Source organism: Vibrio sp. 10N.261.51.A3 (assembly GCF_041471965.1).
GTDB classification, from domain to species: domain Bacteria; phylum Pseudomonadota; class Gammaproteobacteria; order Enterobacterales; family Vibrionaceae; genus Vibrio; species Vibrio crassostreae_C.
Genome location: NZ_JBFRPK010000031.1, coordinates 119,413 through 142,626 on the forward strand (window position 1 = coordinate 119,413; position 23,214 = coordinate 142,626).

Here is a 23,214-nt window from a genome sequence, read left to right on the forward strand (position 1 = left end):
TAGCTATTGATAACCACAGTTAACGCTCGAGAATCACAAACTCCATGTTGTGTTTGTTTTTCTCGTCAGCTTGATAGCTCTCGTTAAAGCTCTGCTTCCAACCTTCACCCCAGTCAGGAAATTGTGTATCTCCATCGACGGCGAAATCGATGTAAGTCAGATACAACTTGTCCGCTTTAGGTAAGCAGCTCTCATAAATAGAGCCGCCACCAATGATCATCACCTCTTCAACATCACTGAGTAGCTCTAGAGCCTGTTCAATAGAAGTTACCGTCGTTACACCTTCAATCTTTAAACTCTCATCACGGCTGATTACGACATTCAACCGACCCGGCAAAGGGCGTCCAATAGAATCGTAGGTCTTACGTCCCATCACGACTGGTTTACCCATAGTCGAGCGTTTAAACCATGCAAAATCCGCAGGTAAATGCCAAGGCATCTGATTGTCTTTACCAATTATACGGTTGTTTGCCATTGCCGCTATCATGCTGATGATCATAAATCGAAAGTCCTGTCCCTAAAAAGAAAATTAACGCTAAACGATAGGTCTACGGCGATAGAATAACAGCCCTGGCACAGCTAAGCCAACCGCCAACCCTGCGATAATGAACATCGATTTTAAAAAGTTCTCCATCAACATTGCCAACAACTCAGGCGTGTAGCCTGCCCTGTTAATCTCCACCATCGCAATCATCGCCTTGAAGGCGAACACACCTGGCACCATAGGAATTAGAGCTGCAACCGTAAACACCTTCGGATGTGCTAACAGTTTATGTGACCAATGAACCCCTATCATACCAACCACGGTTGCGGCGAAGAACGTCGCCCATTCGATTGGAATACCAAAGTGCATCATCAGATACCGGCTACCATGACCGATAGAACCACCGAGTGCACAATAAATTAAAGCACGTTGCGGAACGTTAAACACCAATGCAAACCCAACCGCAGGAATAGCGGCGAAAAACATATCGTTGAGCAGACCTAAAAACAGTTCGAAAATACTCATTAGCTTGCCCACCCCCAAACATCTGATAGACTCATCGCCGCGACAATGCCCAAGCTCGTCGCCAGAGTTAATAAGCTGGCCATGGTAAAGCGCGCTAACCCCATATTAATATGGCCTTTAAGCATATCAGCGACGGAGTTAATCAGAGGAAAACCAGGTACTAACATTAATACAGATGAAGCCATCACGATCGTGGGTTGGCCGCCAATATTGTAAAGTACGGCTTGAGCTGAAATGGTCGTGGTAACGAATGCTGTGATAGCAAAGTTTAATAGCGGATTGAAATGGCGGTGCCCAATCTCTTGCCTGACGATCATACCGCAAGCTGAAGCAATAAAAGTCATCATGAAGACTTGCCAGTCTCCGCCCGCAAGGTGGCTAAAAGAGGCGCACGACAACCCTATCATCACAACCACTAACCAACGGTTGTAGCGCTCGGGGCTGATGTTTTGAATCTTTTTATACGCCAAATCATAATCGAGAATTCCCTTCTCCATCATGATGCAAATGCGTTGAATGTCGGTGATAACCTGCATGTTAATGCCACGATCAGCACAACTTCGAGTAGTGGTAATACAGTGATCATCCATTACGGTAGTTACAACAAGCGCATTGGCTGACAGTGCGACTTCAACCTCATTCACCCCACAAGCAATACCGATGCGACGCATGATATCGCCGACCAGTGTGCTCTCTGCCCCGTGCGCCAATAACATTTGTCCTGATTGAGCGACGAGTCTTGAGATCGCTCTTTGCTTTGATGCCATGATTTCCTTCCCATAGGCGTTAATTATCTAAAGATAAATTTTGCATAAAAAACAGTAAGACGTCATGATTTAGATACAAAAAAACCGCAATTTTCATTGCGGTTTAATAAAACTATCAGTGTACTTGTAAGAAGCGACCGATGCGTTATGAGAAACTAAGAGGATTAGTCACGAACATAGATAACATGGCCGTCATCCTCTTCGTCATCCCAATCGTCCCAATCGTCGTCATCTTCAGTAACGACATTCTTACCGCTCATCGCATCTTTATGGTAGTCATCCCACATAAAGTCTACTTTTTCTTCTTCTTCAACTTCTACAACTTCACGAGGTAGGTTTTCCATAAACTCACCTAGTTTGAAGCAAAGATCTTTGGTGCCGATTTTATTCACAGCAGAGATCTTGAAGTACTCGCCTTCCCAGCCCAAAGCATCGATGATTTCTTGAATCTTTTCGTCTGCTTCGTCTTCTGGCATTAGGTCAACTTTATTGAACACTAACCAGCGAGGTTTTTGTGAAACTTTTTCACTGTATTGCTCAAGCTCATCGATGATCGTTAGTGCATTCTGAATAGGATCAGATTGATCGATCGGCATAATGTCGATCATATGCAGAAGAACACGACAACGCTCAAGGTGCTTAAGGAATCGGATACCAAGGCCAGCGCCATCAGCTGCGCCTTCGATTAGTCCTGGGATATCGGCAACAACGAAGCTCTTTTCAGGGACAACACTTACCACACCCAAGCTTGGGATCAAAGTAGTGAACGGGTAATCAGCCACTTTTGGTTTCGCAGCAGATACTGAACGAATAAAAGTAGATTTACCTGCGTTTGGTAGGCCAAGCATACCAACGTCAGCTAATAGAAGAAGCTCTAAACGCAGTTCACGAACTTCGCCTTTAGTACCCATTGTCTTTTGACGAGGAGCGCGGTTAACAGACGATTTAAAACGTGTGTTACCAAGACCGTGCCAACCACCTTTACCAACCATTACTTTCTTGCCGTGTTCAGCAACTTCAGCAACGATTTCGTTGGTGTGGATATCAACTGCACGCGTACCAACTGGTACTTTCAGCGTAATGTCTTTACCACGTTTACCAGTACAGTTACCGCCGCGACCATTCTCGCCACGCTCTGCATTGTAAAAACGTTGGAAACGGTAATCGATCAGTGTGTTTAAGTTCTCATCCGCTTGGATGTAAACATCACCGCCGTCACCACCGTCGCCGCCATCAGGACCACCTTTAGCGACGAATTTTTCGCGCCAAAAGCTAACTGTACCATTACCGCCATCACCGGCTTCTATTTTTACTACCGCTTCATCAACGAATTTCATTTTTTAACTCCGCACTTACGTTGCGTTACCACTCATCAAGGAGTGATATAAATTCTAGCAGATCCGTGTTTAGATCGATCACCTAAGATCTAGGCCGACCTGCAACCAAGGAACAAATAAGGAGAGGTTCTTTGCTTCTTATTTCTTAAAAACAAACGGCTTCTTAAAAACTAATCTGTTTATCAAAAAATAAAACGGCTTCTCAAAACCAAAACAAGAGCGTCTGCTTTTTTATTCTTGCTATAAATAAAAAACCCTGCCGAATCGGCAGGGCTTTTGAATTCAGCTTGAAAGCTAATAAAATAATCTAGTTAAAGATTAAATTACTCAGCTTCGATGCTTACAAACTTACGGTTTTTAGGACCTTTAACAGCAAATTTCACTTTACCTTCAGTAAGAGCGAAAAGAGTGTGGTCTTTACCGATGCCAACGTTTGTGCCAGCGTGGAACTTAGTACCACGTTGACGAACGATGATGTTACCTGCAAGAACAGATTCACCACCAAAACGCTTAACACCAAGACGTTTGCTTTCTGAATCGCGGCCGTTATTAGTAGAACCGCCAGCTTTTTTATGTGCCATTGTTAAACTCTCCTAATACTTAAGCGTTAATGCCAGTGATTTTCACTTCAGTGAACCACTGACGGTGACCAGCTTGCTTACGCGAGTGCTTACGACGACGGAACTTAACGATTTTTACTTTATCGCCACGACCGTGTTGTACTACTTCTGCAGTAACCTTGCCACCTTCAACAAGAGGTGCACCAACAGCGATTTCTTCGCCGTTAGCAACAAGAAGAACTTTATCAAATTCAACAGTTGCACCAGTTTCAACGTCTAATTTCTCTAAACGAAGTGTTTGACCTTCGCTTACTCGGTGTTGTTTGCCACCAGATTGGAAAACAGCGTACATATTTTACTCCGCTTTTTCCGCACAGCCTATGGTTGTTAATTGTACAACTCGGGTGTGCGCTAAACTAATCAATAGGGCGCAGATTCTACGGGAATCATGGCGCTATGACAAGTCATATTTTTAAAAAATTGGCGAAAACCTGTTCGCCAAAGAAAAGTGTGGCAATCATGCCCTTTAGCGATGTATTAATCAACGTTTTTTAGTGTATTATTCAACAATTGAATACAACGTATAAGCCTTACAGGGTCTAACTTCAGCCGGATGAACAATGGATTTTAAAGCTATCCAAACGCTTACTGCCAATGATATGGCAAAAGTGAATGAAACAATTCAAGCCCAACTTAATTCTGACGTAAGTTTAATCAACCAGCTTGGTTTTTATATCGTTAGCGGTGGTGGAAAGCGCCTACGCCCTTTGCTTGCTCTTTTATCTGCCCGCGCACTTGGTTACCAAGGTGAAGCTCATATCACCTCTGCAGCCTTTATCGAGTTTATTCACACCGCAACCCTGCTTCATGACGACGTTGTCGACGAATCGGACATGAGACGTGGTAAAGCGACGGCCAATGCCGCTTTTGGTAATGCCGCTAGCGTTTTGGTGGGTGACTTTATCTACACACGCTCATTCCAAATGATGACAACGCTAGGATCCTTAAAGATCCTTGAGTTAATGAGTGAAGCGGTAAACGTGATTGCCGAGGGTGAAGTTCAACAATTAATGAACTGCAATAACCCAGACACCACAGAAGAAAGCTACATGCAGGTGATCTACTCTAAGACTGCTCGTTTGTTCGAAGCTGCGACCCAAATCGGTGCGATTCTTACTGAGTCATCACCAGAGATCGAAACAGCAATGCAGAACTATGGTAAATACCTAGGCACCGCTTTCCAACTGATTGACGATGTGATGGATTACACTGCAGATGGTAAAGAGATGGGTAAAAACGTTGGTGACGATCTAGCCGAAGGCAAACCAACACTGCCTCTACTTTACGCAATGCATAATGGCTCTCCTGAACAAGCAAGCATGATTCGTGAAGCGATTGAGAAAGCGAACGGCATGGAACGTCTTGACGATATTATGGCTGTAATGAAAGAGACAGGCTCTTTAGAGTACACAACAAATAAAGCCTACGAAGAGGCCGATAAAGCCATCGCTGAGCTTTCTGTACTTCCTGACTCAGAATATAAGCAAGCGCTAACCACGCTCGCACACTTAGCTGTTAAACGCAGTAAGTAAGCAGGTTAATAGACAACTCGCTTCTAGCTTCTATATAAATAACAAAAAGAGCCTCAGGGCTCTTTTTTTTGGTTTTCAACAAATATTTGTAGGTGAGCCAAATTCAATATCGACTGGCTTCTAATGATAACGGCAGTTGTGCTTCAATCTCTTCAAGCTCTTCCATTGGCACCGCGTACTGCTCATGCCCGTTGTAAGTCTCTACTAGCGCGTACTGCTCTTGCTCATCAATTACCAATACTTTTCCTAAGTGCCCCAAATATTCGACATTCATACCCTTCTGAACAGTAGCCATAACATTTACCTTCACATTAATTGTAAAGCTAAATACGAGTAGCTTGAACTTCAGGATCAAAAAAGCCGATCATAATGACCGGCCCTTATTAATTAGCTTAAGTCTGAGTTAAATAGCGTTTCGCTTATTTAGCGAATTCAACACCAATCTCGATGTCACCATTTAGCGTTTCAAGCATGCTATCTAAAGCGTTACGTTCGAAGTCGCTTAGCTCACCGTAGCTAAGGATCGCTTCAGCGCCCTCTTTACCTAGCTTAACTGGCTGTGCGAAGAATGGAGCGTGCTCGCCTTCACCTTCAACGTATGCACATTCAATCACGTTCTCTTCACCTTGAAGCGCTTTCACTAGAGCAAGACCGAAACGACAAGCCGCTTGACCCATAGACAATGTCGCACTGCCGCCGCCAGCTTTAGCTTCTACTACTTCCGTACCTGCATTTTGGATACGAGTCGTTAGTGCTGCGATTTCTTCGTCAGTAAACTCTACGCCTTCAACTTGAGAAAGTAGAGGAAGAATCGTTACGCCTGAGTGGCCACCGATAACAGGAACACGGATGTCGCCTGGATCTTTGTCTTTTAGTTCAGCAACGAACGTTTCAGAACGAATCACATCAAGAGTCGTAATACCGAATAGACGTCGCTTGTCGTAAACGCCCGCTTTCTTCAGTACTTCAGCCGCGATTGGCACTGTTGTGTTTACTGGGTTAGTAATGATACCAACACAAGCAGTAGGACAAGTAACTGCGATTTTCTCTGCAAGAGACTTAACAATGCCAGCATTCACATTGAAAAGATCCGCACGATCCATACCAGGCTTACGAGCAACACCCGCTGAAATAAGTACAACATCCGCACCTTCGAGTGCTGGTGTTGGATCTTCACCCGCGTAACCTTTGATCGAAACAGGCGTTGGGATATGGCTAAGATCGGCAGCAACACCCGGTGTTACCGGAGCGATGTCGTAAAGTGCAAGATCTGAACCAGCAGGTAGGCGGTTCTTAAGTAGTAGGGCTAGGGCTTGACCGATGCCACCAGCGGCACCAATAACAGCTACTTTCATTGTTATTCTCCTTGAGAGCTTTCTCTTATAGATTCTTTGTAGGGTAATTCTTGAGCTAAATCTAAGTTAAAAAACTATATTAATCACAAAGTGATTACAATCAATTAACGCTAGCTTTGCGACTTCGCGCAAGTCAATAAAACCGTGCTACACAGCAAGTTCGCATTATGGCGATAATCGACTGAAATAACAAAATAAGTCGTCGCAAATAACACATTATTCTATTAAATATTTACAGTGATATGACTAACAAATTACAGGGATGTTTTGGCTAAAATTGAATATGTATGCGAGAATATGCAAACATCTTTGTTAATGAATAAGAATGACATATGCGCAATACAGAAAAGCAAGACAACTTAGTTCGTGCATTTAAAGCCTTACTAAAAGAAGAACGTTTTGGCTCACAAGGCGAAATTGTGGATGCCCTAAAACACGAAGGTTTTGAAAGCATCAACCAGTCTAAAGTCTCGCGTATGTTAACCAAGTTTGGTGCCGTTCGAACTCGTAACGCAAAAATGGAGATGGTTTACTGTCTTCCTGCTGAGCTTGGTGTTCCGACCGTTTCTAGCTCTCTAAGAGAATTAGTACTAGATATTGACCACAACAATGCATTGGTGGTGATACACACAGGTCCTGGTGCGGCTCAGCTGATTGCGCGTTTATTAGACTCACTAGGTAAGTCGGAAGGCATACTGGGCGTAGTCGCAGGTGATGATACTATCTTCATTACCCCAACGTTATCGGTTACCACTAAGCAACTGTTTGATTCAGTGTGCGAACTGTTTGAATACGCAGGATAATTGATCTCTGTTTCATAATTATCAACCTTACTGTTGGATCACGAGTATCTATTTGCTTCGTGATCCAAATCACATCCTAGAATATCCATACCTCCCTTCCAAAATCACACTAAACCATTGATTTTAAAAACCCAGTAGCAAATCAAACACGAGATCAAGACATCATTTGTTAGATTTTTTAGCTATATCTTTTAACATTCGAGTAATTTTCTGCCAATTTTTGATATTATTCAGCCACTTTTTCATCACATGGATTGAAAAAGGTGCCGTTTCCAAATAGGAAACTCCTGAAGCAACTACACTTGTTTCAGGGTTAATAATGAATAAAGGAAGGGAAATTCATGGCATTTACCAAACTTATTAAAGTTGGTGCTATTGCAGCTGCTGTAATGGGCGCTGGCGCTGTTAACGCTCAAGAGTTCATCACGATTGGTACTGGTTCAGTTACGGGTGTTTACTACCCAACTGGTGGTGCGATTTGTAAGCTAGTGAACAAGGGCCGCAAAGACCACAACATTCGTTGTTCTGTAGAGTCTACTGGTGGTTCAATCTACAACGTTAACACCATCCGTGCTGGTGAACTAGATTTCGGTGTTGTTCAATCGGACTGGCAATACCACGGCTACAACGGTACAAGTAAGTTCAAAGATCAGGGCGAATACAAGAAACTTCGCGCTATGTTCTCGCTACATACAGAACCGTTCAACATCATCGCTCGTACAGATGCTGGCATCAACAATGTGTCTGACCTAGCAGGTAAGCGTGTAAACATTGGGAACCCAGGTTCTGGTGACCGTGCAACGATGGGTGTTGTAATGGACGCGATGGGCTGGACTAACGACAGCTTCAAGCTTGCTTCTGAACTTAAAGGTTCTGAGCGTTCACAAGCACTTTGTGATAACAAGATTGATGCATTCATCTACATGGTTGGTCACCCGAACGGATCAATCAAAGAAGCAACAACGTCTTGTGATGCAAAACTGGTTTCAGCAACAGGTCCACAGATCGACAAGATCGTAGCTGAAAACCCATACTACGCTTACAGCACAGTTCCTGCTGGTATGTACCGTGGTACTGACGCTGACGTAAACAGCTTCGGTGTTGCAGCAACTATGGTAACAACTTCAGACGTTTCTGAAGAAGTTGCATACAACGTTGCTAAGGCAGTATTTGAAAACTTTGACACTTTCAAACGCCTACACCCAGCATTTGCTAACCTGAAAAAAGAAGACATGGTTAAAGCGGGTATCTCTATCCCTCTTCACCCAGGCGCAGCAAAATACTACAAAGAAGTGGGTCTTCTAAAGTAACTCTACTTTAAGCCTACTACACCAATAAGGAGGCTAGCCCTCCTTATTGGCTTTTCACGTTTTATAAAAATAACTTAAGTGAAAAGAACAGCCCTTTAAGTTTCTCCAATTTGGAGGACTTACCTTCGTATCAAGCCTAAGACAAAGACGAACAAAAAACGCATTTCCCTATCCATTCACTACACTAGATAGGAAATAAATAACGTTTGGTTGTTCGTAAAAAAAGGCAGACCATCAATAATAAGGATAAAGTACATGACGCAGACAACATCACCGTCTCCAGATGTGCAAGAAATGGTGGCACAATCAGATACTGGTGCGCGTAGCCCTCGTGGTATCCAAGGCCGTATTTTATGGTTTGTGCCTCTATGTTGGTCACTGTTCCAACTTTGGTATGCATCTCCGCTGCCGTTCATTTTTAACTTCGCAATTTTAAACGACACTGAAGCTCGAGCAATTCATCTTACGTTTGCTATTTTCCTAGCCTTTACCGCTTATCCAGCCATGAAGAATTCGCCTAGGGATCGCATCCCCGCAGTCGATTGGATATTAGCGCTTGTAGGTAGCTTTTCAGCTTCTTATATCTATATTTTCTATACTCAGCTCGCTGAACGCTCAGGCGCACCAACAACATTCGATATTGTTGCGGCCGTATTCGGTATGGTTTTACTACTTGAAGCAACACGACGCGCTTTGGGTCCACCTCTTATGGTTGTGGCAGCAGTATTCCTACTTTACACCTTTGGCGGCCCTCACATGCCAGACGTTATTGCCCACAAAGGTGCGAGCCTGAACAAGGCAATGTCGCATCTGTGGCTGACAACTGAAGGTGTATTCGGTGTGGCACTTGGCGTATCAACGTCGTTCGTATTCTTGTTTGTACTGTTTGGTGCAATGCTAGAACGTGCTGGCGCCGGTGCTTACTTCATCAAGGTCGCATTCTCACTGCTTGGTCACATGAAAGGCGGTCCAGCAAAAGCAGCCGTTGTAGCCTCTGGTTTATCTGGTCTGGTATCAGGTTCATCTATTGCAAACGTAGTAACCACGGGGACCTTTACTATCCCGCTAATGAAGCGTGTTGGTTTCCCAGGCACTAAAGCAGGCGCAGTAGAAGTCGCTGCTTCAACCAATGGTCAATTAACACCACCTATCATGGGTGCAGCAGCATTCTTGATGGTTGAGTATGTGGGTATCTCGTATGTAGAAGTAATCAAAGCCGCGCTACTGCCCGCTCTGATCTCTTACATCGCTCTGATTTACATTGTTCACCTAGAAGCATGTAAAGCAGGTATGACTGGCCTACCTCGTCGCCGCACGCCAACTATCGTACAGAGCCTACTGTCTTTCACGGGGACCATTTTAGGTCTGTGTGTTATCAGTGCCGCGGTTTACTACGGTGTCGGTTGGACGAAAGATGTCTTTGGTGATGCTGCAACACCAATAGTAACAGTGGCGCTATTGATCGCTTATGTTGCTCTGGTTCGCGTATCTGCAAAATACGCAGCTGAAGGCGGCATGGAAATCGATGCCGATCTAAAAGAAGTTCCGGATCCGGGGCCAACGATTAAATCTGGTTTGCACTTCCTACTGCCTATCGTAGTACTTGTTTGGTGTCTGACTGTAGAGCGTTTCTCTCCAGGTCTGTCGGCATTCTGGGCGACCGTGTTCATGATCTTCATTCTGATCACTCAGCGTCCGTTAATGACTCTGATGAACAAATCAGACGATCTTGCAGAGCAAACTAAAGCTGGCTTCGTTGATCTCGCAGAGAGCTTGGTTTCAGGCGCACGTAACATGATTGGTATCGGTGTCGCGACAGCGGCTGCAGGTACGGTTGTAGGCGTGGTGACTCTAACGGGTATCGGTCTAGTAATGACGGACTTCGTTGAGTTTATCTCAGGCGGTAGCATCATTCTTATGTTGCTATTCACTGCGGTAATCAGCTTGATCTTAGGTATGGGCTTGCCAACAACGGCGAACTACATCGTGGTTTCAACACTGATGGCACCGGTAATTGTGACCTTAGGTGCAGCGCACGGCTTGATCATCCCACTGATTGCGGTTCACTTATTTGTGTTCTACTTCGGTATTCTTGCGGATGACACACCTCCAGTTGGTCTCGCAGCCTTTGCAGCCGCCGCGATTGCGAAATCAGACCCAATTCGTACAGGTATTCAAGGTTTCACCTACGATATCCGGACCGCGATCTTGCCGTTCATGTTCATCTTCAATACCCAACTACTGTTGATGGGCATTGATTCTTGGTGGCACTTAGCACTAACGATTTTCTCATCTGTGACTGCGGTACTTATCTTCGCAGCTGCAACACAAGGTTGGTGGTTCACCAAGAACAAGTGGTGGGAAACGGTGCTGCTTATTGCATTAACCTTCACTTTCTTCCGCCCTGGCTTCTGGTGGGACATGATTTACCCAGAGAAAGTTCTTTCACCTGGAGTTGAGATTGCTCAAATCACGGAAAAACTGGATGTGGGACAATCACTTGAACTTAGAGTGGGTGGCGAAAACTTAGAAGGTGACTATTCTGAAAAGACAGTTCGCCTGCCGTTTGAAGATTCTGCGACCTCAAGTGAAGATCGTATTGCCTCTATGGGTCTAATGCTGACTGAATCAGAAGGCAAGATGATTGTTGATATGGTTGAGTTCGGTAGCCCAGCAGAAGCGGCTGGTATTGATTTCGATTGGGAAATCAAATCCGTTATCCAAGATGCAGATCGACCAATGAAAGAGTGGGTATTCTTACCAGCTCTGATCATTTTGATTGGTTTAGCGATGAACCAAAGAAGACGTGCTCGTAAGGATGAGATTAGCGCGTAATGGATAAGGCTGAGTAGTGCTTAGCGCTATTTGGCTTTATTACATGGAAAGGATAATTACAGTGCTAAGTGAAAGCTTAGCGCTGATTAAAAAGAGACGAATACATGTATAAACAAATCCTTGTTCCTGTTGATCTTAATGACAAAGGCTTTTCTGATAAGGCAGTCGAACTGGCGGTATGGCACGCAAAACACAGCAATGCTGAAATCCACATTCTGAACGTACTACCAGGCATTCACATGTCGATGGTGGCGTCTTACTTCCCGAAAGATGCAGCGAACCAAATGAAGCTTGATGTTAAAAATCAGCTGAAAGAGTTTGCTGACAAGCACATTGACGATGAAGTGGTGTATAAAGTTCACGTTGCCGAAGGCAAGACTTACACAACGATTCTAGATTACGCAGAAAAACTGGGCGCTGACCTTATCGTGATGCCTAGCCATAAGCGTTCGAAAATCGACAAAGTTGTGCTTGGTTCTGTTGCAAGCAAAGTGGTACAGAACTCACCAATCAATGTATTGGTAGTTAAGCCGCAAGGCTAAATCACTTAATCGACACAACGATCTAAAAAGGTTGGCCTAAAAGCCAACCTTTTTTGTTTTTCGTTCACGCAATTTAATTCTTCAATCAACTCACTAAGTTCTGCGGATTACCCGCAACAAACCCATCAATATTGTCGATTAAGATATCAGACAGCTTTTGAATTGAACTGTCACTGCCCCACGCCACATGTGGAGTGAGTAATAAGTTCGGTAAGTGGCTATTAGCCAATAGTGGATTTGAGTTGTCGGCGGGCTCTTGTGTAAACACATCCATACCTGCGCCTGCAATCTCATGTTTTTTCAAAGCCTCAACTAGGGCTTGTTCATCTACTAGACCTCCGCGCCCGGCATTAATTAATACCGCGCTCGATTTCATCATTGTGAGCTCTCGCTCTGAAATCAGATTTTGGGTCGCATCAGTCAATGGGCAATGTAGACTGATCGCATCCGCTTGCTTCAATACCGTATCAAAAGGTAGATACCCTTCTCGACAAGACTCTGCTCCTTTTCGCTCGGCAAACATCACCTTCATACCAATCGCTTTGGCTAACATTGCGGTGGCTTGACCTAAGCTGCCACTCCCCATCAACCCCAGTGTGCTGCCAGCCAAATCTTGAATCGGATGAGTAAAGAAGCAGAACTGCTTGTCCTTTTGCCACTCGCCCGCCTCAATGTCTTTATGATAACCAACAAGGTTTCGTTTAAGTGCAAACAGCATTGCGATGACATGTTCAGGAACCGATTGAATCGCATAGCCTTGCACGTTTGTCACTGCAATGTTTTTAGATTTGCAGTATTCCACATCGACATTATTAACACCGGTCGCTGAAACCGCGATCAACTTGAGTTTTTTCGCACCAGCGAGATTCGACTCATTGAGCACTACCTTGTTAGTGATCACCACATCAGCTTCTTCAACTCGCTCTGATACTTGCTCAGGAGCTGTGAAATCATACTCTACCCATTCATGCTCAAAGCTCAGAGGCTTTAAATGAATTTGAGATGGGATAGTCGCTCTATCGAGAAACACAACATTCAGCGTTGGCATTCTTCTTCCTTGGTTAGATCTATGAATCAGTCCATTCTAAGCTTTTAGCTTACTGTAGTCTGGAAGCTCAAGCGCAATTTCAAAGTGCTGTTCGATTTGTGGGGATGCTTGAGGATAAAAGTCACAGGGAACAAAGGCTTTAAACAACTGATTATTCGCTGGATGATAAAAGCTCAGCTCACACGCATGCAAAGCCAACCTATCACTGTATTCAAATGCTTCTGATGTTGCGTAAAACTCATCGCCCACAATCGGTGCGCCTATTTCCATGCAATGCACTCTCAATTGGTGAGAACGCCCGGTAATTGGCAGTAACTTAAGTAAAGTCGTTTGGAGTTCTTGCTGTTCTACCACATAACGAGTCTGTGATGATTTACCATCCTCGAAACACACTTTTTGCTTCGGCCGGTTTGGCCAATCGCAAATAAGAGGGAGGTCAATCAAACCTTCTGCTTCTTCTACTGAACCCCATACTCGGGCGTAATAGAGTTTGTGTGTCAGTCGATATTGAAATTGCTTCTTCAAATGACGCTCAGCTTGTTTGTGTTTAGCGAGCAGCATCAAGCCTGAGGTCGACATGTCCAATCGATGAACGACTTGAATCTCTGGAAATTCGACAACTAACCGACTCCACATGCTGTCGTAATGCTCAGGTAACCTACCCGGAACAGAAAGCAGGCCTGCAGGCTTGTTCACCACAAGAATATCGTCATCTTGATAAACAATATCAATCCACGGTTCACGTGGTGGTGTGTACTGTTCTAACGCCATTGAAGCCTCTTAATTGCTAGTGAACAAATAATTCACGGTTGATTCGTTTATAAATAAATACAATTTTCAATATTTTCGTACATAAAAGTTGACGGCTTTACAAAACATGGTATTGATAGGGTAACAGATAATAAGAAGTCAGCATCAAAGGAAAAACGATGGACAGTACGGTTAAAACCACCAACACAAAAACACCAACCTCAGCTCCCCTATCAAGTTTAATTAAGTCTCTTGGCCCAGGCATTATGATGGCCGCAGCGGCTGTAGGTGGTTCTCACTTAGTCGCCTCAACCAAGGCGGGTGCGATTTATGGTTGGCAGCTTGCCGCTCTCATTATCCTCGTTAACGTATTTAAATATCCATTCTTCAGAGCCGGCATCCAATACACGCTAGGAACGGGTCAAAGCTTGGTGGAAGGTTACTCTAACCTAGGCCGCCCATACCTTGTGATCTTTTCGATCTTGAGTGCCATATCTGCGGTCGTGAATACCGCTGCCCTGCTATTATTCAGTGCAAGCCTACTCAGTTACTTTGTTCCTTTCGATTTAGCCACTAGCACCTTGTGCATGATCGTTTTAGCGACCTGTTTGATCATTCTGTTTGCTGGCCATTATCGTGCTCTAGATACACTATCTAAAGCGATCATGGCGATCTTAACCATCACAACCTTAGCTGCAGTCGCCATTGCTATCGGCTCTCCAGTCGAACCTGATGCTGCTTTTGTTCCACCGTCGCCTTGGTCATTGGCTGCTATTGGTTTTATCGTGGTGACCATGGGTTGGATGCCTGCGCCTATCGAAATATCAAGCATCACCTCTATGTGGCTAAAAAGCCAAAAAGAGAAGCAGGAAGTGACCGCACAATCAGCGCTGTTCGACTTTAACGTTGGCTACATTGGTACGGCGCTGCTTGCTTTAGTATTCGTTGCGTTAGGCGCGCTAGTACTTCACGGCTCGGGGGTTGAACTGTCTCGCTCTGGTGTTGGCTTTACTCACCAGTTAGTCGGTATTTATGCTTCTACGATTGGTGAATGGTCTCGTCCACTGATCGCCATCGTCGCTTTCTTCTGTATCTTTGGCAGCACCATTACCGTTATCGATGGCTACTCACGCGTACTTGCTGAATCACAGCGACTATTATTCAAAAAAGATTCAAGCCCAAGAATGCTGCAAGGCTGGATAATCATTGTCTCTATCGCGGCACTCGCGATTGTGATGTTCTTTAGCGCAGCGCTGATGCCTATGCTCGATTTCGCAATGGTACTCGCGTTTGCAACAACGCCATTCTTCGCTCTGCTTAATTTCATCTTGGTCAACAAAGCTAAGCTTCCAGAAGCGCTAGCCATTGGCAGCAAACTAAAATGGTTGTCTGTAGCAGGTCTTGTTTACCTATTTGGTTTCCTAGCGGTATTTGTTTGGTGGAAGTGGTTAATGTAACCAGCTACTTGAATTGTTAATTAAGCTACAGATACAAATAAGGCCTTCATAATGAAGGCCTTATTTCGTTGAAGCATTTCGCTAATTCAAAACTAGTTGTGAGAAACCACAATCAAGCGTAATGAATCTAGCTGAACCTGAGCTTTGCTGATGTAACCGGTCAGTTCATTGATTTGAGCTTCGATTACCTCTAGCTCTTCATCACGAATATTAGGATTCACGGCTTTAAGCGCTTGTAGACGCTCTAATTCACCGTTCAGGTTAGTCTGCATATCTCGTTGAGCTTGTTCACGCACTTCTTCCACTTTAGGAAGTACGTGCGTCTCACCCGCTTCGATTAGCTTGTGAATTTCACCTTGTACCGAGTTAACTAGCTTGCTCGCTAGGTGACGGTTTACAGGGCTTAATTGACGGTTAAAGCTGTCGAACTCAACCTGAGCTGATAAGTCATTACCACGGCCATCCATCATCAAACGAATTGGCGTCTTAGGCAAGAACTGGCTGATACCGCTGCGTTTCGGCGCTTGCGCATCCACAAGGTAAACCAGCTCAAGCAGGATAGTACCCACTGGCAGCGCTTTGTTTTTCAGTAGTGATACCGCTGATGCACCAACACCTTCACTCAGTAGCAGATCGATACCGCCCTGAATCATTGGGTGTTCCCAGCTAATGAAGTTCATGTCTTCACGAGAAAGCGCAGTATCACGATCAAACGTGATGGTTGCGCCTTCGTATGGTAAGCCTGGGTAGCTTGGCACCATCATGTGCTCAGACGGCGTTACAACCAGAGCATTCTCACCCTTGTCGTCTTGGTTCAAGCCAATCGTATCGAACAGGCTTAGTGCAAACGTTACTAGGTTAGTGTCGCCGTCAGTCGAGGCAATCTTCTCTGCAATTTCATGCGCTTTGTCGCCGCCGTTTGAGTGCATTTCTAATAGGCGATCACGGCCTTTTTCTAGATCTGATTTCAGGCTTTGATTTAGCTTGGCAGACTCTTCAATCACTTCATCAAGTTGCTCAGTGTTACCAGAAGCCAGCATCTCGATAAGAACATCTGAGTACTTATCGTAAACCGTGCGACCCGTTGGACAAGTTTCCGCAAATGCATTCAGACCTTCATCGAACCAACGCGCAAGGATCGCCTGTGATGTGCCTTTTAGGTAAGGAACATGAATGTCGATATCACGCAGCTGACCGATACGGTCCAAACGGCCAATACGTTGCTCAAGCAAGTCTGGGTTGAATGGAAGATCGAACATCACAAGTTGGTTAGCGAACTGGAAGTTACGACCTTCAGAGCCGATTTCACTACAGATAAGAACCTGAGCGCCGCCCTCTTCTTGAGCAAAGTAAGCCGCAGCTTTATCACGCTCTAGAATCGACATGCCTTCGTGAAATACGGTTGCACGCACACCTTCACGCTCACGCAGTGCTTGCTCTAATTGAAGAGCCGTACTTGCACGAGAGGCGATCACTAGGATTTTCTCGCTGCGCTTGTCTTGGATCTTTTCAATCAACCAGTTAACGCGTGAGTCGAACTGCCACCAGCTTGAATCTTCACCTTCAAACTCTTGGAAGATCTCTTCTGGATACAGCATCTTCATTGCACGAGCTTCGGGAGCCATTTTGCCACCGATCATGCCAGATACACGCATTGAGGTTGTGTACTGCGTTGGAATCTCCATCGGCAGTAGGTTTACATTACGCTTAGGGAAGCCTTTGATTGCAGCACGTGTGTTTCTGAAAAGAACACGGCCGGTACCATGGCGATCCATAAGGTTATCAATCAGTTCTTGGCGAGCTAACGCTTGCTCTTCTTCGCTGCTATCACCTTCAATCACACGGAACAGAGGCTCAACATCTTGCTCAGAAAGCAGTTCCGTAATCTGGTTCTTCGCGCTGTTTTCAAGCTTCACTCCAGAGAACAGAGCCGTTACTGCATCAGCAACCGGTGCGTATTGGTCTTCTTCTTCAACGAATGCTTCGTAATCGTAGAAGCGATCAGGATCAAGCAGACGCAGACGTGCAAAGTGGCTCTCACGACCAAGCTGTTCAGGCGTTGCTGTTAGTAGTAGCACACCAGACGTATTTTCCGCTAAGCCTTCAACCACTTGGTATTCACGGCTTGGTTTGTCTTGGCTCCACTCAAGGTGGTGCGCTTCATCGACAACCAACAAGTCCCACTCGCCTTCAAGTGCTTGCTCGTAGCGCTTACGGCTCTTACGTAGGAAGTCCAAAGAACACAGAACGTACTGCTGGGTATCAAACGGGTTGTCTGATTCAGCAAACGCTTCAATACAACGCTCTTCATCGAAGATAGAAAAATGCAGGTTGAAACGGCGCATCATCTCTACTAACCATTGGTGTTGTAGAGTTTCAGGAACCACAATCAGAATGCGTTCAGCACGGCCAGACAGCACCTGTTGGTGAATGATCATGCCCGCTTCGATGGTTTTACCTAGGCCCACTTCATCAGCCAGTAAAACGCGCGGAGCGTGACGACGACCCACTTCATGAGCGATGTATAGCTGATGAGGGATCAAGCCAGCACGCATACCACACAAGCCACGCATCGGGCTCTTGTGTTGTTGGTACTGGTTGCTTAGCGCACGGTAACGCAACACAAAGTTATCCATACGGTCGATTTGACCTGCGTATAGCTTATCTTGTGGCTTGTTAAAGCGGATCTGGTTGCTTAAGAAGATTTCACGCAGAGTGACTTCTGTTTCTTGGGTATCTTCGCGAGTACCTAAGTAAGTCAGCAGACCTTTGTCTTCGATAACTTCCTCGACAGACAGAGACCAACCTTCTTGGCATTCGATGACATCGCCTACATTAAACGTTACTCGGGTTACGGGAGCATCAGTACGTGCATAAACACGGTTTTCTTCTGACGCTGCAAACATTAGTGTCACTGTGCGAGCATCCATTGCTACAACGGTACCTAAACCTAAATCGCTCTCCGTATCGCTTATCCAGCGTTGCCCCAAAGCAAATGTCATGAATCGACTACCTCAATCTTATAGTTGGAATTTGGTCTTCTTAACTGCAGTTTTAAACAAGAACATTATCGCTCCTGAACTAAAAATATAGCCAAAAATGTCTAGTTTGCAGCCACTTTTTAAGTGCGCTCTCAATAATAAATATCTCGAGAAAATGGTGCAGAAAAAGGTCGCTAATCTTACTCGATGCTGTGATTTAGGTCACGCCTAAAGGAGATGATTTCATGCTTTTTTTCTGTTTTCGCCAGTGCAATCAAACTGTCAAAAATTCATGGTTAATCTATAGGTAGCAGATTGCTGCTCTCAAACGAATACACCATATTCACTCGTAACGATATGGTGCTGTTCCTCTAGATGAAGTTTAGGTGAGTAGTTGACTATCACCAGAATCAGATACTAATCTTTATATGAGCTTTATCTACGTTCAATGAATGCAAGGCAAGCCGCACGTCGGCGAGGAGATGCTATGGGCGAGACCAACCGGAAGCTATTTGTTTTAGACACCAATATCCTACTTCACGAACCCTTCGCTATATTTTCTTTCCAAGAGCACGATGTCGTTATCCCCATGACAGTGCTAGAAGAACTCGACAGAATCAAAGACAGTAAAAGAGACGTTGCTCGAGATGCGAGAATTGCGATTCGAACGCTCGAAGACCTGTTCAGGGAAGCCACACCAGACCAAATATCGGAAGGCATCCCTTTTTCTAAAGACATAAATGCATCTGGCAGTATTTCAATACTCGCTGACTACGAACTTCAAGAAAGCATCAAAGCCTTTGCCGATGACAAGGCGGGCGATAACCGAATCCTCAACGCTGTCCTCTATCTTCAAAATAAACGCGCACCACGCGAAGTGGTTCTCATCACCAAAGACATCAATATGCGTTTACGAGCAAAAGGCGCCGGTGTACGTTTTGTTGAAGACTATCAAACTGACCAACTGATTGATGATATCCAATACCTCACCAAAGGCTTCCAACAACTGGAAGGCTCATTTTGGGATGGTATCGATAATGTCGAGAGCAGAAGTTTAGGCGGCAAGACGCTGCACACCTTAGCAAGAGCGCCGTTCGAGCCAACCTTCCTCAACCAATATGTGATTGACGAAGAAAGTGACTTTGCCGCTCGAGTCGAGGAGATTGAGCCGGAAAGCATTACCCTGAGAGACCTCAGCCGCGAAAGATTGATGAATCGCAGAGCATGGGACATCACACCAAAGAACGTCTATCAAGGCATGGCGATTGATGCGCTGCTCGACCCTGATATTGATCTTGTGATTCTCACTGGCGCGGCAGGTAGTGGTAAGACGGGTGTCAAGTTCGAAAAATCTACCAAATTCGTTCAGACCTTGAAGCAAAAAGAGGGCTGTGGATTTAAGGCTGTTAATGAGTCTTATGATTGTCTTCAAGCTGAGAAGGTGGCTGCATGAGTAAAGTTTTAAGTGATGATGTGAAGCGAGTCTACGTACTTGACACTAATGTGTTGCTACATGACCCAATGGCAGTTTATGCATTTGAAGAGCACCGTATTGTTATTCCAATGACTGTTCTTGAAGAATTAGATCGTATAAAGGACAGCAAAAAAGACGTAGCGCGGGATGCCCGTGTTGTAATTAAAACCATTGAGCATTTAGTTGACGGTGCAAGCCCTGAGGATGTGCAAGCTGGGATTTTGATTGAACATAAAGGACCAAGCCCTGATGGAACTCTATCTATATTTGCAGATTATATAGAACTAAACGGAAGAACAGGCTCCGATTGGATGCCTTTAGATAGTCCAGATAATTTCATTATCAATAGTGCCTTGTGTCTACAGCGAATGCATGAATCACAAGAAGTTGTGTTGGTAACGAAAGATATAAATATGCGCATTAAAGCCAGAAGTGCTGGCTTGAAACATGTAGAAGACTATCGAAAAGATAAAATAGTTGAAGACATAGAACTATTATCAAAAGGTTATCAGCGCTTTGATGGTGACTTCTGGCAGCAAATTACAGATGTAAAAACAGTTGTAGAGTATGGTCGAACTTACCATGATATTCCGTGCCAGCAGTTAGGTGATTTATACGTTAACCAGTATTTGTTAGATGAAGATTCAGACTTTGCTGCTAGGGTTGTCGGGAGGGATGGCGATCATTATCGATTACTAGATCTCGGTAAGGAAAGGTTATTGCACAAGAATGCTTGGGGGGTCCATGCAAAAAACGTCTATCAAGGGATAGCTCTCCATGCACTTCTCGACCCTAAAATTGATCTAGTTATCTTAAATGGCCCTGCAGGATCGGGGAAAACCTACTTAGCCCTAGCCAGTGCTTTGGATCAGTCGGTCGAGCGAGGGATCGTGGATAAGGTGATCGTAACCCGATCAACCCCAGAGATTGCAGAGTCCATTGGTTTCTTGCCGGGTACAGAAGAAGAGAAGATGTTGCCTTGGTTAGGTGCGGTAACTGACACGATGGAAAGCTTGCATAAGGGGGACGCTCTACCAAATGAAAGTCTCCAGTATATTGTTGATAAGGCGAACATTCAGTTCAAATCTTTAAACTTTATGCGTGGCCGTTCGATTCAGCATGCATTCGTTCTTGTCGATGAGGCACAAAACTTAACTGCAGCACAACTCAAAACCATCATCACTCGTTGTGGTGAGGGTACCAAGCTTGTTATATCCGGTAACCTTTCACAAATTGATAGTAATTATCTGTCTCCTGTTACCTCTGGCCTCACCTATGTCATTGAGAAGTTTAAGAACTACGAAGGTAGTGCCAACATATATCTCAATGGTGTTGTTCGCTCTCGTCTAGCGGAATTTGCTGAGGAAAATATGTGATTTAACTCTAAGGGCGCCGGAATCAGGCTTGTTCCGGCGGCCAATTGCAGATCCGGTGAAGTTCATGTTCGTAACTAGACAATGATACTGCAGGTTGAGCGGTTTATGGCTGAGTTCTTTGCAAAACCAGCCTTCGATCCATTTTCATCAAGTTATTATGAAATAAACAATCATCATCAATGAATGATTGATTTCACAATCGTGAGTTCTAAGTGTGAAACACACAATTGGACAAAAGCTTGCTAGAGTTATTGTACTAGTCGATAGTAATACACATTAGATTTTGTAGGGGTAGTGAAGGAATCTAACGAATGCCCTCACTCCATTGACCATCACATGTGTTACCCGCAGTGGTTTAACCTTTTAATTTGTAGCCAAATTAACTATTTCACTACACCACGTCACAGACTATTGTAATATTTACATCACACCGCCAAAAAGAAAGTAACACGATGATTTAAAAAGAAAATCAAACAAGACTCCATAATGATACCCTTCCTTATACCCTGTAATTACTAAGATGCATAATATACAGGGGAATAGCATATTAAATACCACTATTTTAGGAAGCTACACTCTAAAACTATTTATGGTTACTTTTGAAGGCAGAGAACTCCAAACAACTGGTGGAATGTGACCGTAACAATTTACTCGCTAAGTCGCAATGGGGCACATTGCGAGATAGAAAATGTTGTTGGTTCACTCTAAATTAGTGGCCAAATTCACTTAGCCACAACAACTTGCTTAATTATACATATATCCACTATCAGTAGACCTAAAATACCAACTTCGATTGGCTTAGGTAATGAAGGTAGTGACTTGGTTTAGTTGGCCAAGTCAGCTATCTTTCATATTGACGGACAATTTAACGCTGACATTTTGTGAGCCCCCGAAAAATAAGAGAGCAGATATATGCAAAGTAATTTCCTCAGTCACTTCATGTCCTTATTATCTATTACTAGCGATTACATCTACTTTAAGGATATGAATTATAGGTTCATATTGTGCAGTCAGAACTTTGCAGAGCTTGTCGGGAAAAACTCATGGAGGGAACTTCACGATAAAGATGACTTTGATCTGTTTCCTCATGAACATGCATTAATGTATCGTAAGGAAGATGAGAAAATAATCGAAGGTCGAATACAGAAAACAACCTCAATCGAACCTTATACAGATAATGAGGGAAATGAGGGCTGGGTATCTACCTGTAAATGGCCTCTTTACAAAGATGGAGGAAGTGAGTTGATAGGAATGTTCGGTATTAGTCGTGATATTACTGAGCAAGTAAAGCTTCAAAAACTTCTTGACCTTAAGGAAAAAGAATTAGTTGAGGCAAATATAAAATTAAAGGAGCTTAGCGAGATTGATCCTTTGACAGGGCTATATAATCGTCGTATTTATTCAGCATATTTAAAAAAAATTTCAGCCTTAGCAAGGCGATCTGGTGAGCCCTTGTCACTTCTGATTATAGATATTGATAATTTCAAAAACTACAATGATAATTATGGTCATGCTGCGGGGGATACAACGCTAAAGATAATTTCTAGCCAATTAAGAAAAAATGTGTATAGAGATTCCGATCTACTAGTAAGGTATGGTGGAGAAGAGTTTGTGGCTGTATTGCCCAATACTAACCTCCGTGATGCAAAACATGTCGCAGAAAGAATAAGAAAAAATATACAAGCTGAAGCAATGACTCATGAATACTCTACCGATGCAGGTGTTGTCACGGTAAGTATTGGCATTTCTACTATCAAAGGAAAAGTTATTGATACCGATAACTTGTTTTTACAAGCTGACAATTCCCTTTATAAGGCTAAAACATCGGGAAGGAATAGGTGTGAAGCCTTTTGTTGTGGATTAGCAAATTTGGTTAGATAGTTAGAGTTCTAGGCATGAAAAAAAGTAAGTCAAATGATGCTTTAGTGAAGAGTTTGTTCAATCGGTCGAAACACACAATGGGGCACTTCCGAGTTACGAAGTGCCATCTGTGAAGGTTCTGTCGAGTAGACGACACT

Annotated in this window: 19 protein-coding genes and 1 pseudogene; 9 read left to right on the forward strand and 11 right to left on the reverse strand. The window is 44.1% G+C overall.

Annotated elements, in window-relative coordinates:
• Positions 1–19: 19 nt before the first annotated feature.
• The 6 genes from folA to rplU all read right to left on the reverse strand — a co-directional run bounded on the left by folA (position 20) and on the right by rplU (position 4,025).
• Positions 20–499: a type 3 dihydrofolate reductase gene (folA, locus tag AB4371_RS09165; RefSeq protein WP_017062944.1), complete on the reverse strand. Its 480-nt coding sequence runs from the start codon at positions 497–499 to the stop codon at positions 20–22.
• Between the two features lie 36 nt (positions 500–535).
• Entirely contained in the window at positions 536–1,009 is a 474-nt protein-coding gene (locus tag AB4371_RS09170) for a threonine/serine exporter family protein (RefSeq protein ID WP_017062945.1), read from the reverse strand.
• The gene (locus AB4371_RS09175) at positions 1,009–1,776 is read right to left on the reverse strand and encodes a threonine/serine exporter ThrE family protein (RefSeq protein WP_017061378.1); all 768 of its coding nucleotides are present in this window, start codon (positions 1,774–1,776) and stop codon (positions 1,009–1,011) included. Before AB4371_RS09175 ends, AB4371_RS09170 begins: the two co-directional genes overlap by 1 nt.
• Positions 1,777–1,940: 164 nt before the next feature.
• The gene (cgtA, locus tag AB4371_RS09180; protein WP_017061377.1) at positions 1,941–3,113 is read right to left on the reverse strand and encodes an Obg family GTPase CgtA; all 1,173 of its coding nucleotides are present in this window, start codon (positions 3,111–3,113) and stop codon (positions 1,941–1,943) included.
• 323 nt (positions 3,114–3,436) lie between these two features.
• Positions 3,437–3,694 (reverse strand): 50S ribosomal protein L27, encoded by a 258-nt coding sequence (rpmA, locus tag AB4371_RS09185; protein WP_004735905.1) that lies wholly within the window; start codon positions 3,692–3,694, stop codon positions 3,437–3,439.
• A gap of 19 nt (positions 3,695–3,713) precedes the next feature.
• Positions 3,714–4,025 carry a 50S ribosomal protein L21 gene (gene rplU / locus AB4371_RS09190; protein ID WP_004740823.1) on the reverse strand — a complete coding sequence of 104 codons (312 nt, stop codon included), beginning with the start codon at positions 4,023–4,025 and terminating at the stop codon, positions 3,714–3,716.
• Between the two features lie 268 nt (positions 4,026–4,293).
• On the opposite strand from rplU, the gene ispB reads away from it, so the two are divergent.
• Entirely contained in the window at positions 4,294–5,265 is a 972-nt protein-coding gene (gene ispB, locus AB4371_RS09195) for an octaprenyl diphosphate synthase (RefSeq protein ID WP_017061376.1), read from the forward strand.
• Between the two features lie 103 nt (positions 5,266–5,368).
• On the opposite strand, the gene AB4371_RS09200 is transcribed toward ispB, so the two are convergent.
• Positions 5,369–5,560: a hypothetical protein gene (locus tag AB4371_RS09200; protein WP_017061375.1), complete on the reverse strand. Its 192-nt coding sequence runs from the start codon at positions 5,558–5,560 to the stop codon at positions 5,369–5,371.
• 124 nt (positions 5,561–5,684) lie between these two features.
• Positions 5,685–6,620 carry a malate dehydrogenase gene (gene mdh / locus AB4371_RS09205; protein WP_009847834.1) on the reverse strand — a complete coding sequence of 312 codons (936 nt, stop codon included), beginning with the start codon at positions 6,618–6,620 and terminating at the stop codon, positions 5,685–5,687.
• Positions 6,621–6,952: 332 nt separating this feature from the next.
• Between mdh and argR the strand changes: the two genes are divergently transcribed.
• The 4 genes from argR (at position 6,953) to AB4371_RS09225 (ending at position 12,110) form a co-directional block, all read left to right on the forward strand.
• The gene (gene argR / locus AB4371_RS09210; RefSeq protein WP_004740827.1) at positions 6,953–7,423 is read left to right on the forward strand and encodes a transcriptional regulator ArgR; all 471 of its coding nucleotides are present in this window, start codon (positions 6,953–6,955) and stop codon (positions 7,421–7,423) included.
• Between the two features lie 341 nt (positions 7,424–7,764).
• Positions 7,765–8,733, forward strand: a complete 969-nt coding sequence (locus AB4371_RS09215) for a TAXI family TRAP transporter solute-binding subunit (RefSeq protein WP_017061374.1) — start codon at positions 7,765–7,767, stop codon at positions 8,731–8,733.
• Positions 8,734–8,988: 255 nt separating this feature from the next.
• Positions 8,989–11,568: a TRAP transporter permease gene (locus AB4371_RS09220; protein ID WP_372149489.1), complete on the forward strand. Its 2,580-nt coding sequence runs from the start codon at positions 8,989–8,991 to the stop codon at positions 11,566–11,568.
• 104 nt (positions 11,569–11,672) lie between these two features.
• Positions 11,673–12,110, forward strand: coding sequence for a universal stress protein (locus AB4371_RS09225; RefSeq protein ID WP_017061372.1), 438 nt, complete (start codon positions 11,673–11,675; stop codon positions 12,108–12,110).
• Between the two features lie 85 nt (positions 12,111–12,195).
• Here the strand turns inward: AB4371_RS09225 and AB4371_RS09230 are convergent, their stop codons facing one another.
• Positions 12,196–13,158 (reverse strand): D-2-hydroxyacid dehydrogenase, encoded by a 963-nt coding sequence (locus tag AB4371_RS09230; RefSeq protein WP_372149491.1) that lies wholly within the window; start codon positions 13,156–13,158, stop codon positions 12,196–12,198.
• Positions 13,159–13,194: 36 nt separating this feature from the next.
• The gene (gene rluA, locus AB4371_RS09235) at positions 13,195–13,929 is read right to left on the reverse strand and encodes a bifunctional tRNA pseudouridine(32) synthase/23S rRNA pseudouridine(746) synthase RluA (RefSeq protein ID WP_136973949.1); all 735 of its coding nucleotides are present in this window, start codon (positions 13,927–13,929) and stop codon (positions 13,195–13,197) included.
• Positions 13,930–14,087: 158 nt separating this feature from the next.
• Between rluA and AB4371_RS09240 the strand changes: the two genes are divergently transcribed.
• A complete protein-coding gene (locus AB4371_RS09240; protein WP_372127895.1) occupies positions 14,088–15,365 on the forward strand; it encodes an NRAMP family divalent metal transporter in 1,278 nt (425 codons plus the stop codon).
• Between the two features lie 92 nt (positions 15,366–15,457).
• On the opposite strand, the gene rapA is transcribed toward AB4371_RS09240, so the two are convergent.
• On the reverse strand, positions 15,458–18,367 hold the full coding sequence (gene rapA / locus AB4371_RS09245; RefSeq protein ID WP_017062952.1) for an RNA polymerase-associated protein RapA: 2,910 nt from the start codon (positions 18,365–18,367) through the stop codon (positions 15,458–15,460).
• A gap of 466 nt (positions 18,368–18,833) precedes the next feature.
• Here rapA and AB4371_RS09250 point away from each other — a divergent pair.
• The 3 genes and pseudogenes from AB4371_RS09250 to AB4371_RS09260 form a co-directional block, all read left to right on the forward strand.
• Positions 18,834–19,730: pseudogene (locus tag AB4371_RS09250) on the forward strand (PIN domain-containing protein); the annotation flags it as partial.
• Between the two features lie 65 nt (positions 19,731–19,795).
• The gene (locus tag AB4371_RS09255; RefSeq protein ID WP_017068799.1) at positions 19,796–21,196 is read left to right on the forward strand and encodes a PhoH family protein; all 1,401 of its coding nucleotides are present in this window, start codon (positions 19,796–19,798) and stop codon (positions 21,194–21,196) included.
• Between the two features lie 912 nt (positions 21,197–22,108).
• On the forward strand, positions 22,109–23,077 hold the full coding sequence (locus AB4371_RS09260; protein ID WP_372057440.1) for a diguanylate cyclase: 969 nt from the start codon (positions 22,109–22,111) through the stop codon (positions 23,075–23,077).
• The last annotated feature ends 137 nt before the right edge of the window (positions 23,078–23,214 follow it).

Coding starts and splice junctions, on each gene's coding strand:
- folA (WP_017062944.1), bottom strand. CDS start 499: ATGATCATCAGCATGATAGCGGCAATGGCAAACAACCGTATAATTGGT.
- AB4371_RS09170 (WP_017062945.1), bottom strand. CDS start 1,009: ATGAGTATTTTCGAACTGTTTTTAGGTCTGCTCAACGATATGTTTTTC.
- AB4371_RS09175 (WP_017061378.1), bottom strand. CDS start 1,776: ATGGCATCAAAGCAAAGAGCGATCTCAAGACTCGTCGCTCAATCAGGA.
- cgtA (WP_017061377.1), bottom strand. CDS start 3,113: ATGAAATTCGTTGATGAAGCGGTAGTAAAAATAGAAGCCGGTGATGGC.
- rpmA (WP_004735905.1), bottom strand. CDS start 3,694: ATGGCACATAAAAAAGCTGGCGGTTCTACTAATAACGGCCGCGATTCA.
- rplU (WP_004740823.1), bottom strand. CDS start 4,025: ATGTACGCTGTTTTCCAATCTGGTGGCAAACAACACCGAGTAAGCGAA.
- ispB (WP_017061376.1), top strand. CDS start 4,294: ATGGATTTTAAAGCTATCCAAACGCTTACTGCCAATGATATGGCAAAA.
- AB4371_RS09200 (WP_017061375.1), bottom strand. CDS start 5,560: ATGGCTACTGTTCAGAAGGGTATGAATGTCGAATATTTGGGGCACTTA.
- mdh (WP_009847834.1), bottom strand. CDS start 6,620: ATGAAAGTAGCTGTTATTGGTGCCGCTGGTGGCATCGGTCAAGCCCTA.
- argR (WP_004740827.1), top strand. CDS start 6,953: ATGCGCAATACAGAAAAGCAAGACAACTTAGTTCGTGCATTTAAAGCC.
- AB4371_RS09215 (WP_017061374.1), top strand. CDS start 7,765: ATGGCATTTACCAAACTTATTAAAGTTGGTGCTATTGCAGCTGCTGTA.
- AB4371_RS09220 (WP_372149489.1), top strand. CDS start 8,989: ATGACGCAGACAACATCACCGTCTCCAGATGTGCAAGAAATGGTGGCA.
- AB4371_RS09225 (WP_017061372.1), top strand. CDS start 11,673: ATGTATAAACAAATCCTTGTTCCTGTTGATCTTAATGACAAAGGCTTT.
- AB4371_RS09230 (WP_372149491.1), bottom strand. CDS start 13,158: ATGCCAACGCTGAATGTTGTGTTTCTCGATAGAGCGACTATCCCATCT.
- rluA (WP_136973949.1), bottom strand. CDS start 13,929: ATGGCGTTAGAACAGTACACACCACCACGTGAACCGTGGATTGATATT.
- AB4371_RS09240 (WP_372127895.1), top strand. CDS start 14,088: ATGGACAGTACGGTTAAAACCACCAACACAAAAACACCAACCTCAGCT.
- rapA (WP_017062952.1), bottom strand. CDS start 18,367: ATGACATTTGCTTTGGGGCAACGCTGGATAAGCGATACGGAGAGCGAT.
- AB4371_RS09255 (WP_017068799.1), top strand. CDS start 19,796: ATGAGTAAAGTTTTAAGTGATGATGTGAAGCGAGTCTACGTACTTGAC.
- AB4371_RS09260 (WP_372057440.1), top strand. CDS start 22,109: ATGCAAAGTAATTTCCTCAGTCACTTCATGTCCTTATTATCTATTACT.